Raw genomic sequence first — 14,698 nt, 5'->3', positions numbered from 1 at the left:
GCGCCTTCTTCTTGGAGGAAAATATCCTCGGGGGGTGAGGCGGCGGAGCCGCCGAGGGGGGCAGACAGCCCCCCTTCCCCCTTGCGCCGGCCTGCCCCACGCCGCATGAGCCGCAGCCATGCGCCCTGCCGTGTCTCCTCTTGCCCTCGTGCTCGCGCTCTACTGCGCGGGGCTGGGCGCGGCCGGGCAATATGCCACCTTCGCCGTGCCCTTCGCCGCTTTGTCCCGCGCCTACCCGGAGGCGGGCGCTGCGCTGGGCTGGGTGGTCTCGGCGCTCAGCCTGCTCGGCGTGGCGCTGGGGCTCGCGGCCGGCGCGCTCACCGCGCGGCTGGGCTTCCGGCGCAGCCTCATCATCGCGCTGGCGCTCGGTGCGGCGATCTCGGCGGCGCAGACCACGCTGCCCCCGCTGCCCATGATGCTGGCCCTGCGGCTCGCCGAGGGCGCCTCGCATCTGGCGATCGTCGTGGCCGCGCCGACGCTCATCGCGCAGATCGCGCCCGCGCGCTGGCGCGGCGCGGCGCTCACGCTCTGGGGCACCTTCTTCGGCGTGGCCTTCACGGGCGTCGCGGTCGCGGGGCTTCCGCTGGTTGCCGCGGCGGGACTGCCCGCGCTGCTCTGGGCGCACGCGGCCTGGATGGCGGCGATGGCCGCCCTGCTCGCCTGGCGCCTGCCGCGCGAGCAAGCGCCCGCCTGCGAAGAGGCCGTCCCCGGCCTCGTCGCGGCGCATCTCGAGGTCTATCGCTCGCCGCGTCTCGCCGCGCCCGCGGCGGGCTGGCTCTTCTACACGCTGACCTATGTGGCGCTGCTCGCGGTTTGGCCGCTCGTGCTGAGCGCCGAGGCGGGGCGGGCGCTGGCCGCGCTGGCGCCGCTCGCGGGCATCGCGGTCTCGATGACCCTGGGCGTCTGGCTGCTGCGGTGGATGCCGGCCGTGCGCGTGATCCTCTGGGGCTTCGCCCTCGGGCTGGCGCTCGCGCCCTTGCTGGGCGCGGGCCTCGTGCCGGCCGTGGCGCTCTTCGCGGCGCTCGGGCTCGTGCAGGGCGCGAGCTTCGCCGCGGTGCCGGAGCTCAACGCGACGGCGCGCGACCGGGCGCTCGCCAACGGGGCGCTCGCGCAGATGGGCAACGCCGGCAACCTGCTGGGAACGCCGGTGATGCTCGCCGCGCTCTCGGCCGGCGGGACGGCCGGACCCGTCGCGCTCGTCATGGCGGCCTATGCCGCGGCGATCGCGGCGCATCTGGGCTTCGCCCGGCTTCGCCGCCGCGGCGCCGCTTGAGACCGCCGGTGGACTTGCCGCGGTATCCCGTTAGGCTCGCGTGAGCGAAAGGAGGGCCCATGGCCGACGACAATCTGATCCGCTTCGGGTGGGAGGAATGGGTATCGCTGCCCGATCTCGGGCTGCCCGCGCTGCGCGCCAAGGTGGACACCGGCGCGCGCACCTCGGCGCTGCACGCCTGGGACATCGAGACCTTCGGGCCGGCGTCCAAGCCGCGCGTGCGGTTCACCGTGCACCCCATCCCCGGCCGCGAGGACGTGATCATCCCCTGTTCGGCGGTGATCCTCGACCGACGGACGGTCACCTCGTCGAACGGCGAGAGCGAAAGCCGCTACGTCATCGCCTCGACCCTGCGCGTGGCCGACCACAGCTGGCGGATCGAACTCACCCTCACCAACCGCCTGACCATGCAGAGCCGCATGCTGCTGGGACGCGAAGCGCTGAAGGATCATATCACCATCGTGGCCACGGACCGCTTCTGTCAGCCTGAGCTCAGCTACGACGTCTATCACAGCACCCATGTCCGCCAGGTCGCGCCCAACCGCGCGCTGCGCATCGCCGTGCTCTCGCGCGAGGACAACTACTCCACCCGCCGCCTGCGCGAGGAGGGCGACGCGCGCGGCCACACGGTCGAGGTGATCGACACGACGCGCTGCTACATGGCGATCAACGCGCTCTCGCCCGAGGTGCACTACGACGGCAAGCGCCTGCCCCGCTACGACGCGGTGATCCCGCGCATCGGCGCCTCGATCACGCCCTACGGCACCGCCGTGGTGCGCCAGTTCGAGACGATCGGCACCTTCTGCATCAACGGCTCCGAGGGGATCGCGGCCAGCCGCGACAAGCTCTACGCCCACCAGCTCATGGCGCGGCACCGCATCGGGATGCCCAACACCGCCTTCGCCTCGAGCCCCAAGGACACCGACAGTCTCATCAAGCTCGTGGGCACCGCGCCGCTGATCGTCAAGCTGCTGGAATCGACGCAAGGAAAGGGCGTGGTGCTGGCCGAGACGAAGAAGGCCGCGCAGTCGGTGATCGACGCCTTCCGCGGGCTCAAGGCCAACTTCCTGGTGCAGGATTTCGTCAAGGAGGCCGCCGGCGAGGACATCCGCTGCCTCGTGGTGGGCAACAAGGTCGTCGCCTCGATGAAACGCACCGGCGCCGAGGGCGACTTCCGCTCCAACCTGCACCGGGGCGGCTCGGCGCAGCGCGTGCGCATCACCCGGACCGAGCGCGAGACGGCGATCAAGGCGGCGCGGGCCTTCAACCTCAATCTCGCGGGCGTGGATCTGCTGCGCTCAGAGACGGGCCCGAAGGTGCTCGAGGTCAACTCCTCGCCGGGGCTCGAGGGGATCGAGACGGCGAGCGGCAAGAACGTGGCAGGGCTGCTTTACGACGAGATCGAGCGGCGGGTGCGCCCCGGCCCCGCCCGCAAGCGGCGCGCCGCCGGCGGGCGCGCGGTGGATTGACACCCGTGAGCTGAAGCGATGGCGGGTGTCGTCCCTGCGGGATCCGCGGCAGTTGGCTGCCGCTCCGCACGCGACACCGCCTGCTTCGCCATGCTCAGCGCCGACCGGCCGGCCCGGCGCGCCGTGATCGGGCGATGGCTGGCGCCGTCGAACTTCGACACGACCGGGTGCCAGTGCGCGTCTCCGGCGCGCTGAGATAGGGGTGCGCCGGCCCCCAGACGCGCAGAACGTCCTCGGCCAGCCGCGCGGCCTCGATCCGCGTCATCTCCTGCTGGGCGCGGCGCACGTCGCCGCCCGAGCGGCGCAGCACCCGCTGCCAGATCTTCAGCGCCGAGCGTGGCGACCAGGGCATGGCGGCCTGGGCGAGCCAGGCGCGCAGCGGCGGCGGCAGATCGTCGTACTCGGCGAGCGGATTGCGCCCCGACGGGCCGAGAAGCGTGCTGCGCGTGGCGTTGCCGCCCGCCCGGCGCCGGGCCGGCGGGGAAAGGCGGCTGAGCGCCGCGCGCAGGGGATCGGCAATGCGGTGCATCGCTCGCTGCCGTCTTTGTCGCCGACACGCCCCAAGATATCGCTCCGCCGGCGTCCGGCAACCGCGTCGGGATCGCCGTGATTGCGCGGCAATGCACGCCCGCGATGCCCGCGGTCCCTTTACGCTGCGCCGCGCTTTCCCTATATCTTCGGTCGGAAACATCGGGCGAGGAGCCATGAACGACGCAAGCCAGCCGCTCGAGGGCACGCCGCTGATCAAGCCGTCCAGCACGGAGCATCCGCTCTACGACCAGATCGTGGAGTCGCTGCGCGGCGTCTACGATCCGGAAATCCCGGTGAACATCTTCGATCTGGGCCTGATCTACACCGTCGAGATCGACGAGGAGAACGCGGTGCATGTCATCATGACGCTGACCGCGCCCGGCTGCCCCGTCGCCGGCGAGATGCCGGGCTGGGTCGCCGACGCGATCGAGCCGCTGCCGGGCGTCAAGCAGGTGGACGTCGATCTCGTCTTCGACCCCCCCTGGGGCATGGACATGATGAGCGACGAAGCGCGGCTCGAACTCGGCTTCATGTGAGGGCGGATCGTCTCGGCCATTGAGCCGACGGGCCCCGAAGCCTATCTTCGGGCCAAAGGCAAAGGAGGCCAGATGTTCGGCATCCCCGGCAAGCAGGCCGTCACGCTCACTCCGGCGGCGGTCGCACAGATCACCAAGCTCATGGACCGCGAGGGCCGCCACGGCCTGCGCGTCGGCGTCAAGAAGGGCGGCTGCGCGGGCATGGAATACACGATGGAGTTCGTGGACGCGCCCGACCCCAACGACGAGGTGGTCGAGCAGGACGGCGCGCGCGTGATGATCGCGCCCATGGCGCAGATGTTCCTCTTCGGCACCGAGATCGACTATCAGACCTCGCTGCTCGAATCCGGGTTCCAGTTCAACAATCCCAACGTGGCGGACGCCTGCGGCTGCGGCGAGTCGATCAAGTTCAAGGACGTGGACGAGCTTCAGGCCGAACAGGAGCAGGCCCGCGGCTGAGCCACGCGCGCCCGGTGCGCCCGGCACCGTCTATCGCATCCAGAACCCGGCCTTCTTGATCTGATTGCGCAGCGCCTGCTCGCGGCGCGGCAGGTTCTCGCGGTCGAACATCGCGCGGACCTTCGCGCCCCTTTCGTGATAGATCATCTTGCGGAAGGGGTCGTAGAGCTTGAGCACCTTCTTGATCCGGTTCGGCGCGGCCACGGCTTCCAGCACCTCGACCACGCGGTCGGACTCGCGCGCATAGAGCAGCGGCAGCACCCGATAGTGGCAGGTCGTGCGACCGTCGAGCCAGCCGGGCTCGAGCGCGTCGCGTCCGCCGCCCAGCGAATGGATCACCAGCGGCAGCGCGACCTGGTCGAGCCAGGGGTCGAGGCTCTGGCAGACGAGTTCGGCCGGCGGGTCGTCGCGGATCGCGCGCGCGTAGTCGAGAAACCGCCGTCCGAAGACCTGCGGGCAGCGGTAATAGAAGAACCCCGCGTTGAAATAGAGATAACACCGCCAGTATTCGTCAGGCTGCGTCGTGTCGAGGGAGCTTTCGAAGTCGAGCCCGAACTTGTCGTAGAGCGACTTCCAGATCGCCGTGTAGCCCGGCCCGTAGAGCTCGATCACCGGCCAGGTTCCCGCGACCCGGCGCGAGGCGGAGGGCCGGTCGAAGTCGAAAGGCACCTTCGTCAGCTCGTCGAGCACCAGCGTATCGCTGTCGAAGAAGACGAAAGGCCGCCCTTCGGGCAGCGCGGCGAGCGCCTCGATCTTGTTGCCGTAGGGATAGGCGTGGCCGAAGTGGCGGCTCTCGAAGGGCAGGATCTCCGCGCCCAGATCGGCGAGAAGCGCGCGCGTCTCCTTGCAGCGGATACGCGGATCGCGGGGCCAGAGCGGGCCGGGCTGCGGCTCGGCGACGATCAGCCGGCCGGAGAAGCCGGGGCTCTGCCGGCGCAGCGAGGCCGCGAAGAGCGCCGCCTCGTAGCCCAGCCGCCCGGCCTGTCCGACCACGACGATGTCGAAATCCTGTCCCGCGGCGCCGTCGTCTGCCATTCTGCGCGTGATCCTGCCGTTGCGCGCCGGACTATAGGCATGACGCGCGGGGGGCGGAACGGGTCAGCATGCAGGCGGCGGGACTTGACGGCGGCGCCGATGCCCGGATCCCTCACTCCGGCCCATTGCGGCCGAGGTCACGCCGATCCTCGCCCGGCGCTGCGGTCCAGGGAGAGCATTGCTGTCCGGGCCGCCCACGACGACGGCGATCGATTCGGCGAGCTCCGCGCGGACGCGCGTGCTGATGGTCGGAGCCGACCGCCCGGCCGGAGCGTCGCGCCCCGTCCGGGCGGGCCTCCGGCGGGGTTATCGTCAAGCGGAAAAGTATATGAAGTGGCAATCAGTTGCCGCGGAGATGTTCGCCTTTGTCCACACCTGTGTCCCATGTTTCGATCGTCGTCCAGCTTAGTGCCTTTTTGCTGGCTGAGGAATGGCGGGATGTGGCGTCGTGTTAGGAAAAGTCTGAAAAACCTCGCGGTCTGAGCGTGGTCGGGTAGACTGGGCGAGACCACGAAGGATGCTCTCCGATGCCGAAGCAGCCTGCCTTTTCCCGGCCTCCGCCAGGCGATGAAGAAGAAGCAGACGCGGCGGGAGAAGTTCCTCGCCGAGATGGAGGCGGTGGTGCCGTGGACCCGGCTCCTGGCGCTGATCGAGCCGCACTATCCGAAGGCCGGGCCCAAGGGCGGCCGCCCACCGATGCCGCTGGAGACGATGCTGCGGGTCTACTTCCTCCAGCAATGGTATGCGGCTTAAGCGACCCGATGGCCGAGGAGATTCTCTACGACAGCGACGCCATGCGCCGGTTCGCGGGTATCGAGTTGGGTGACGACCGCATCCCGGACGAGACCACGATCCTCGACTTCCGCCACTTGCTGGAGAAGCACGCGCTGACCGAGAAGCTGTTCGCCGAGGTGAACGGCCATTTGGCCGACCACGGCATCACGTTGCGCTCTGGCACCTTGGTCGATGCGACGATCATCGACGCGCCGTCCTCGACGAAGAACGAGGCCAGAGCCCGCGACCCCGAGATGTCGTCCACGAAGAAGGGCAATGACTGGTACTTCGGCATGAAGGCGCATGTCGGCGTGGATGCCGACAGCGGCATCGTGCACAGCCTGGAGACAACGACGGCGAAGGTGCACGACAGCCAGGTCTGGGACGCGTTGCTGCACGGAGAGGAAGACGCGGTCTGGGCCGACAAGGGCTATGTCAGCGCCGCGCGGGAGGCGGCGTTCTCCGGCCCCGGCAAGGTCTGGGGCGTCATGCGCAAGGCGCCGAAGGGCGGCGCGCTGCACCCCTTGGACGAAGACATCAACCGGATCATCGCCATGGTCCGTGCCAGGGTCGAGCATCCGTTCCGCGTGCTCAAGCGCCAGTTCGGTTATCTGAAGACCCGATACCGCGGCCTCGCAAAGAACCGCGCGCAGCTCTTCACCCTGTTCGCACTCGGCGACCTGTTCCTGGTGCGATGAAAGCTGCTGGCATGAGGCGGAGTCTGTCTGAAGACCCTGTCTCGAGCCCCCAAGGGCGCCAAATCTGGCGAAATCCATCGCGCCCGCGGGGGGCGCGGCTTTTGCAGACCGAGTGACTGCCCCTAGGCGAAGCCGAAGCCGTAGTTCAGACGTTCCTTAGGCGCCGGGGCCTTTACAGGCATCTGAAAAAGGCCGGTCTCGACGCGGTTTCGAGAACAAGATTCACTTCCGTAACGACAGCGGCGGTGAGGGTTACGATGCGCCGGGCGGACGAAGCGAGCGGGTCGCTGTTCAGCTATGTGGACCTTGAGGAGCGGGTCCCGCCGGGTCATCCGCTTCGCAAGATCCGGCAGATCGTGAAGCGAGCCATTGATGCGCCATTGGTTCGAGCACAATGGCAAGCGCGCTGGCGCGCCTGGATGCCGAGTTCGACGCGCTCTGCACCGACTTCGGCCGCCCCCCTCCATCGCGCCGGAGCGCCTGATCCGGGCCAGCCTGCTTCAGATGCTGTTCGGGGTCCGATCCGAGCGTCAGCTAATTGAGCAGATGGACTACAACCTGCTGTTCCGGTGGTTCGTCGGGCTCGGCATTGATGACCCGGTCTGGGTCCCGACGGTGTTCACCAAGAACCGCGACAGGCTGCTGACGTCCGACATGTCGCGCAAGGTGATGGCCGCGATCCTCGCAGACCCGGAGGTCAAGCCACTGCTGTCGGACGAGCATTTCTCGGTGGATGGCACGCTGGTCAAGGCATGGGCCTCCATCAAGAGCATACAGCCGAAGGACAGCGCGCCGCCGCCTGACAACGATCCCGACGACGGACCGCCGCCACCATCTGGCGAGACCGCCAAAGACACCGATCAGCAACTCCAGTAGACCGAGACCCGGCCGATGCCCGACACGCCCCGCCAGCCCCGCAACGCCGAGGTGAACTTCCGGGGCGAGAAGGGCTCGAACGTGACCCATGCGTCCGTGACGGACCCCGATGCCCGCCTCTACAAGAAGGCGCCTGGCGCCGTGGCGATGCTCTGCTTCATGGGGCATACGCTGATGGAATGAGGCGCGGGCCGCCACGGGTTCGAGGTGCGCGCCGAATGCACCGGCCTCGTGGTGCATGACCTGCTCCCCGGATTGTCCTCGATCAGGCGCTTCAGTCCATAGCCCGTCGGCCCCGCCTCATAGCAGAACCGCAAGCTCAGACCCGGACGGTCCAGCTTGCGCACGACGCGTCGCACGCTGGCCGCGACCGACCCGATCTTGCCATGCGACCGGACCTCGCCGTCGCGCCCGCCCTCAGCGACAGAAACCGCGTGGCTGTCCTGTGAGACGTCCATTCCGATGAAAGGTTCGCTATCCTCGACCACGGTTCGCTCTCCTGGCTTGAAGCTCTGCTCCTCCCAGCAACCCTCTTTGAAAGCCGCCAGTGTAGGGCGAAGCACCCCGGCACAGGCAGCCGAGAAGGACATACGGTCTTTCGTTGCGCGTGGTCAATTATTCGCTTTTCCAGATGCGTTAGCTCATTCGGGCGTCGCGATGTGTGCGGCGTGATGATCTCCGGGGCAGGCCGGCGAGAGGACTTGCAAGCTTCGGGTGCCAGCACTGCTGTTGCGGCGAAAAGGTAGGAAAGAAAGCATGGCGACCAGTTACACTTCCACGATCCACGTCTTCAGCCTCGACGACATCGCGGCGACGTTCGGGGGCCTGACCTTTGCCGACGATCCAACGAACGTCGACACCGCCGCGGCCGTCGTGACGCCGTACGAAGACAAGGACGGCAACCTTCTCTACGGTGTCGACAGCGAATTCGGTTTCTACGTGCAAGACTTCGTCGGAGCCGAACAGAAGGTGCTGGACGGCGACTTCGGCGAGGGGTTTGCCGGGAACATCTATGACGAAACGGATCCGACCCAGATTGTGGGGCTCGCACTCCGGAATTCGCCGACCGAGATCTTCAAGTCCGGCGCGCCGCTTGGCACCTGGTCCCTCGGCCTTGGCGGCATGACGGTCAAGGCCTCGACCGAGCATTACAACACCATGGCACAGGTGCTCTCGGATCAGGCCTTCCCCGAGGATGCCGACGCTCTCGCGCCGCTGGACAACGATCTTCGGCTGCTCGACCTGCGGCCGACCGGCCCCGACGGCACCTTCGAGGCCGGCGCTGTCCACCAGCTCTGGGTCGAGGAACTGAGCCAGGCCCTTCAGGCGGCGATGGACAACGTCGGCAACCCCGATCAGGTGCTCTCTGACATCGACTTCGATCGTGACGGCGTGAACGACACCTACCGGATCACCACCGAGACGGTTCAGTTCGATTCCGACGACGATGGCATACCCGAGTCGATCGACGTGGGCGCAGTGGACCTTGGCGATGACGGATCGATCGACCTGATCGACAAGTGGCTCAACGGCTTCGGCGGCGAGGCCGATGTGGTGGACCTGCTCGAGCCGAACGAAGCCACTACCGCCTACGACATCGCCTACAGCCAGGATTATTCGATCACGCTGAAGGACGACGGCAAGCTGCTTTACCGCTGGGGCGAGGCCGTCAAGCGGCCCAACGACCTCCGACTGGAGGTCAACATGGAGTTGCCCGAGGAATGGACCCGTGACGATGACGACAACGGTGTCGCCGACTGGGTCGAGAACGGCTCGGCTGGTTTCTATGTTCACCGAGCCGAACTGATCATCAATCACGAGATCACCAACAACCCGAACGACCAGATCCGGCCCGAGGACTACGAGAACGAAGCCGCGATCGGCCGGCTTCCCTCCTACTATGTCGTTCGTGATCCGGCGGATGCATCGAATACGCTGTGGGTCTCGCCCCGCGACAGCTACAACGGTGAGGGAACCTTCCTGCCCAGCTATTTCCGTCTGACCGAAACCGGCGAGATCGACATGGTCGCACAGCCCGGCGACGTTGCCGTTACGGATCCCGACGGCAACGTGGTGGGCTTCCGAAACAAGGACGCGATGGGCAACCTCATTGGCACGGTGTTCCGTGACCTGTCGCTGGCCGACGCGGCCGCAACGGCCGATCTGACATTTGACACGGAGGATCTCTCCGAGGGCTTCACCGCAAACTGGTACACCACGGTCGATCGCGAACCCTTCGAGTGGTCCTACGACAAGTTTGCCGACGATCCATACAAGCAGGTGTTCGAAAGCTTCCGCTCGCGCGAAGATGCCGAGGCGGCGGGCTACAGCGACGACGAGCTTGTCTCGGGTCCGCGCTGGCGCCTGACGCCGAACAAGTTCGGCCAGGATCTACCGGGTCTCGAGGTACCGCTGACCCCGAACACCAAGCCGCCTTACCAGCGTGACAACATCAAGTACCCGACCGGCGAGGACATCGTCACCAAGCTCAACCTGCTCGACTGGGAAGGCGAGTCGCCGTTGAAAAACAGCGCCGGCTGGATGCTGGTCGATCCCGAGCGGCTCGACGAGAACTCCGATGGTCTTATCGACGAGGGCTGGTCCAAGGTCAACGGCACCCTGGGCGCCGGCGACGCCCTGCCCACGGGTCCGATCCTGTCGGCGGTCAGCCCGAACGGCCTGAACCTGACGCACGAGTTCTTCGACACCTCGGTCTACGTCAAGGGCGACCGGCAGGACTCGACCCAGCTCTACGACATGCAGCTGGTCATCGAATACGCCGAGATCGAGACCATCGGCTCGGTGCAGAAGGTGTTGGATCTGGACCATAACGAGCAGTTCGTGACCTACCAGAACGGCCATGTCTTCGACTCCGCGGTGGTCTTCGTCACGCCGCCCACGCTGAACGGCAGTGATGCGTCCACTGTTACGGTCACCGAGGTCACCGACACCGGAGCGCACATCTTCATCGAAGAGGCCGACCATCACGACGGGATTCACTCCCAGGATGAAACCGTCACCATGCTGACCTTCGAGGAAGGCGCTTGGAACCTTGAGGACGGCACCCGGATGGAGGTGGGCACGCAGATCGTTCCGGGAGGTCCGGTCGACAGCTTCTACACCGTGACCTTCGCCGAGGCGTTCGAGGACATTCCGACGGTCGTCGTGCAGCTTCAGACGGACAACGGGGAGGATTGGGCGATCGCTCGGGTCAGAAACGTAACCGAGACCGGCTTCCAGTTCGCGATCCAGGAAGAAGAAGCCGGCGACGGCATCCACTACTACGACGAGATCCTTGGCTGGTTCGCGATCGACCCGGCGGATGACAGCGGCAACATCGACCTCGGGGATGTCATGGCCCAGGCGTTCAGCACGACTGCGAGCCACGAGGCCGGCAGCTTCACGTTCGACTCCGACATCGGTCTCGATCCTCTGATCTCGGCCGGCATCTCGACGTACAACGGTCCGGATCCCGCCGTCTTGAGGCTTGCCGAGCTGACGAACGATGGAACGGCCGCCACGGCGGAGTTCATTGTTCAGGAAGAGAGGAGCAACGACGTGGAGACCTGGCACATGCAGGAAACCGTCTCCGGTGTGGCCTTCGATCAGGCGGGCCTGCTCACCGGCTACGAAGCGCTCGACACGTTCGCTTTCGTGTAAGCTAGGACACGGCACGGCCGTTGGCAGGGCGCGGTCGAAGACCGCGCCCATTCGCGCCATATTCGGCATCAGCACCGATCGGATATTCGAATTGATTTCGTAGGGGCGAGGTTCTGGGTCATCACGCGCCCCGCCTGTCCCTTGGTCAGAATGAGAGTCCGCGGTTAAGTTCCGGGTATCCGTCCGTCATGAGGAAGGCGCAGAAGGGCGGCACGCTGCACCTCCTCGACGCGGACATCAACCGGATCATCGCGTCGCCATTGTCGTTCTGACCAATGGCGCAACAATGGCAACTGCGGGTCCGGGTCGAGCCTCCTTTCCGGGTGCTCAGGCGCCAGTTCGGGTATCTCAAGACCCGCTTCCGCGGCCTCGCGAAGAACCGCGTGCGGCTCTTCACGCTGTTCGCCCTCGGCGCCCAGTTCATCGTCCGAGGAAGGCTGCTGGCATGAGCTGGAGCCTGCCCTCAGGCGCTGTTCCCGGCCATTCGGGCCGGCAGATACCGCGAAATCGCCGGCGCCACTGGCCGATGCGCCCTTGCCAAACCGCCCCGGCCCCGAAATCGGCGAAGCCGGAGCGGTAGTTCACACGATCCTTGACTGTTGAACAAAGACAATCCGAGGAGCAGGTCACGAAAGTTCAGCCGCCACGGCCGCCTGCACCACCCGCACCGCCGACACCTTCACCAGCGCCACCGCCTCCGCCACGTCCAGAGCCGGGACCGCCACCGTTCGTATCACCACCTTGATGGCCAGAACCATCCGCAGGCGCTGCACCTCCGAAACCCCCACCGGCTTTGGGATCGCTGGTCTGTTCCATTCGGCCATTCATCTCATCTTCTCCAGGCGTCCCGACGCTCTGCTCCTGGTTCGCATCATGGTTCTTGGCTTGCACCGTATCTTCGGGTCCCGCCCAAGGATTGTTATGCGATGCAAAAACCGGCGTTACAGCCAGCACTCCCATGGCAAAGCCCATTGCGGTCTTTTTCACGTCCTGCCCCTTCGAAAAGTTCCTGTACGCTTTTCTGGAAGAAAACATTCCATGTTCGGAATGTGCAAGACTTATCTTTGGTGAAGCTCAAAAAACCTCGCGCCAAAGCGGCTTCAGGTAGACTGGGCAGGACAACTGGCCTGCCCCATCGGGTGGTCCGATTTCAGTCTTAGTGCATGACGGGTCTGGGCGCTACGGCGGGCGTGGCCGGCGAAGCGGCTCCGGATGGCGAAGCCTGCCACGAGATGACCTCTGGAGCTGGGGGCCGAAAGCCCAACGATGAGTTCGGGCGCCTCGTGCTGTAATTCTGGCGCCAGCTCTCGATAATGATCTTTGCCTCGGCGAGACTTTAGAAGATCTCGCCGTCGAGCAGTTCGGCCTTAGATAGCAGATGCACCAAAACGCTTGCCCAAGTCGTCGCGAGAGAACATAGAGTGAACATTCGCCATGCGGAGAGGCGATCATGGCTCAGCAATTCCTGCTCTCTGCGGCTGCCCGCTCTCGCTCGCTGAAGGCGATCTATGTGAAGCGGCGTGGAAAAGGGCTCTGACTCAATCTCGGTGCAGGCTCCGTCTTTCATGCAGCGAGCATCCTCGCCTTGAGCAGGTCGTGTTTGGCGCGGCCGTACATCTGGCGCTTCCAGGTTTTCAGACGGTTGATCTGTCCTTCCGCCTGGCCGTTCGACCAGGGTTCTTCCATGGCGGCGACAACGGCGGCGCGGTCGGTTCGCAGACCGCGTGCGAACGAGAACTGCAGACTCTGTTCTGCCTTCGGCAGCCAGGCGTCCAGGTGGTCGGGCTTTCGGTTCCGGATCATCCTCTGGAATTCGTCGACCAGCGCGGCCGCTTCGGCCAGTAGCGGAACGCAATCTTCGATCTTGGCGACGGTGAGCGCTTCGTCCCTTGTCAGTTGACCCCGGCGCAGGGTCATCATTCGCGCGATGGCGCGGGCGGAGGGGCATTTCCGTGGGCGGCCGTCGGGCATGGTCTCTGCCCGCCGCCGCCGCGTCGCCCATTCCGTCACCACCCGCAGGCTGCCCTGGTAGCCTGCGGCGCGCAGGCGTCGCCAGAGCTCGGCGCCGTTCCTGCAGCCGGCGGTCCATTCGGCGTCCAGCCGGGGAAGCCACCGCTCGAGCGCGCTCTGGCGGATGCGGAAGACGTCGTCGCGCTCGCCCCGCACGATGCGGCGCACGACCTGACGGCTGCGGCCCGTGCGCGGGACGATGGCCTTTATGCCGATGCCTTCGGCGGCCAGCGCCTGCACCGCGGCGTTCGTCTCCTGGCGCCGGAGGTAACCCTCGTACTGGACGCGGACGACCGCCGTCAGCAGATCGGGTGATACCTCTCTCCTCGCCAATGACTTGCGAATGTCGCCGAGACTCTTCCCAACGGCATCGACGAAGGCCCGGCTGGTGGTCTCGAGCAGGTGCCATCGGTCGGCGACCTGCCTGGCGTCCGGCAGCGCGCGGGCAACCGACGATCCGTAGCCGCCCCCGCGATCGCGCGTCACGATCTCTATGCCCGGCCGCTCGGCGAGCCACGCCTCCACTGTTCCGATCTCGCGATCAGGCAGGATGTCGATTACCCGGTGCCGCTCGGGGTCGCAGACGATCGTCCCGTAGCGGTGGCCCTTCTTCCACGCCCAACAGACCATGCCGATCACGCGCGGCGCCACTGCCTCGCCGCCATCGACCCCCCCGCGCATGCTCCGCAGCAGTGTATCCTTGGCTCGACGGGAAAGAGGAGCCGCCGGGCCATGCCCTGCCCGGGCCGACAGCCATGGGCGAGGCCGATACAGCGCGCCAACTTCTGAAGCCGGGTCGTCCGGCGCGCGTATGGCCGCGTGACCCTGCTCTCCGGGCGCTCGGCGAAGATCTTCCGCGGGCAATCCCGATGCGGGCAGCGAAACCGTCGCACCGACAGGCGCACAGGAACACGGCGACCATGGGCGGGGACATCCAAGAGAGATCGGTCATACCGCCTATGGATCCGCCGGGAGTGGCGCCCGCACTCCGGACATTGATAGCCTTGGCCACGCGCATGGGCCGCAATGATCAGCTCATCCGGTCCGACCGTCACGGCATCCACGACGAGGCCGGGCGGCAGAAGCGATGCAGTCTTCCGAGCCACAGACATGTACAGATCTCCATCGCAACATCTTGCGATGAAGGTACCGGTTCGCCCCACTGGCTGCACCGAGATTGAGTCAGAGCCCCTTCTTTGCGCGCCGATCAGGGGTCCCGATTGCATGCCAATTGACATCGACGGCTACCGCCGCCGGCTGCGCGTCACGATGACGCCGCGCCCGCCGCGGGCGGGCGGACGCGGCGGGCGCTACCGCGTCCGGCTCTCCGGCCTGCGCCTCGCGGTGCGCGCCCGGACCCTCGATCTCGAGCGCATG

9 protein-coding genes and 4 pseudogenes are annotated in these 14,698 nt (G+C 66.5%); 8 read left to right on the top strand and 5 right to left on the bottom strand.

Annotated elements, in window-relative coordinates:
* Positions 1-118: 118 nt before the first annotated feature.
* Positions 119-1,273, top strand: a complete 1,155-nt coding sequence (locus DRV85_RS09550; RefSeq protein WP_113289234.1) for an MFS transporter — start codon at positions 119-121, stop codon at positions 1,271-1,273.
* A gap of 59 nt (positions 1,274-1,332) precedes the next feature.
* Positions 1,333-2,742, top strand: a complete 1,410-nt coding sequence (rimK, locus tag DRV85_RS09545) for a 30S ribosomal protein S6--L-glutamate ligase (RefSeq protein WP_113289233.1) — start codon at positions 1,333-1,335, stop codon at positions 2,740-2,742.
* 94 nt (positions 2,743-2,836) lie between these two features.
* On the opposite strand, the gene DRV85_RS09540 is transcribed toward rimK, so the two are convergent.
* Positions 2,837-3,271: a DUF6525 family protein gene (locus DRV85_RS09540; protein WP_113289232.1), complete on the bottom strand. Its 435-nt coding sequence runs from the start codon at positions 3,269-3,271 to the stop codon at positions 2,837-2,839.
* 175 nt (positions 3,272-3,446) lie between these two features.
* On the opposite strand from DRV85_RS09540, the gene DRV85_RS09535 reads away from it, so the two are divergent.
* The gene (locus tag DRV85_RS09535) at positions 3,447-3,809 is read left to right on the top strand and encodes an SUF system Fe-S cluster assembly protein (protein ID WP_113289231.1); all 363 of its coding nucleotides are present in this window, start codon (positions 3,447-3,449) and stop codon (positions 3,807-3,809) included.
* Between the two features lie 72 nt (positions 3,810-3,881).
* Positions 3,882-4,268: a HesB/IscA family protein gene (locus tag DRV85_RS09530; RefSeq protein WP_113289230.1), complete on the top strand. Its 387-nt coding sequence runs from the start codon at positions 3,882-3,884 to the stop codon at positions 4,266-4,268.
* Between the two features lie 30 nt (positions 4,269-4,298).
* Here DRV85_RS09530 and DRV85_RS09525 read toward each other — a convergent pair whose 3' ends face one another.
* On the bottom strand, positions 4,299-5,303 hold the full coding sequence (locus tag DRV85_RS09525) for a hypothetical protein (protein ID WP_113289229.1): 1,005 nt from the start codon (positions 5,301-5,303) through the stop codon (positions 4,299-4,301).
* 567 nt (positions 5,304-5,870) lie between these two features.
* Between DRV85_RS09525 and DRV85_RS09520 the strand changes: the two genes are divergently transcribed.
* From DRV85_RS09520 to DRV85_RS09500, 4 genes and pseudogenes are all read left to right on the top strand, one after another.
* Positions 5,871-6,775, top strand: a protein-coding gene (locus DRV85_RS09520) for an IS5 family transposase (RefSeq protein WP_233495460.1) whose coding sequence is annotated in 2 segments (ribosomal slippage) — positions 5,871-6,047 and positions 6,050-6,775 — 903 coding nt in all. Because the reading frame shifts where the segments join, the coding sequence is not laid out codon by codon here.
* 257 nt (positions 6,776-7,032) lie between these two features.
* A pseudogene (locus DRV85_RS09515) lies at positions 7,033-7,831 on the top strand (transposase); the annotation flags it as partial.
* A 576-nt stretch (positions 7,832-8,407) separates the two neighbouring features.
* The gene (locus DRV85_RS09505; RefSeq protein WP_113289228.1) at positions 8,408-11,311 is read left to right on the top strand and encodes an H-type lectin domain-containing protein; all 2,904 of its coding nucleotides are present in this window, start codon (positions 8,408-8,410) and stop codon (positions 11,309-11,311) included.
* A gap of 290 nt (positions 11,312-11,601) precedes the next feature.
* Positions 11,602-11,760: pseudogene (locus DRV85_RS09500) on the top strand (transposase); the annotation flags it as partial.
* A gap of 177 nt (positions 11,761-11,937) precedes the next feature.
* Here the strand turns inward: DRV85_RS09500 and DRV85_RS19155 are convergent.
* From DRV85_RS19155 to DRV85_RS09490, 3 genes and pseudogenes are all read right to left on the bottom strand, one after another.
* On the bottom strand, positions 11,938-12,099 hold the full coding sequence (locus tag DRV85_RS19155; protein WP_233495459.1) for a hypothetical protein: 162 nt from the start codon (positions 12,097-12,099) through the stop codon (positions 11,938-11,940).
* 368 nt (positions 12,100-12,467) lie between these two features.
* Positions 12,468-12,674, bottom strand: a pseudogene (locus tag DRV85_RS09495) (integrase core domain-containing protein); the annotation flags it as partial.
* 200 nt (positions 12,675-12,874) lie between these two features.
* Positions 12,875-14,433 (bottom strand): annotated as a pseudogene (locus DRV85_RS09490) (ISL3 family transposase).
* Between the last annotated feature and the right edge of the window lie 265 nt (positions 14,434-14,698).

The sequence above is a fragment of the Rhodosalinus halophilus genome (assembly GCF_003298775.1).
Classification (GTDB): Bacteria; Pseudomonadota; Alphaproteobacteria; order Rhodobacterales; family Rhodobacteraceae; genus Rhodosalinus; species Rhodosalinus halophilus.
This window is presented reverse-complemented; position numbering and strand designations above follow the sequence as displayed.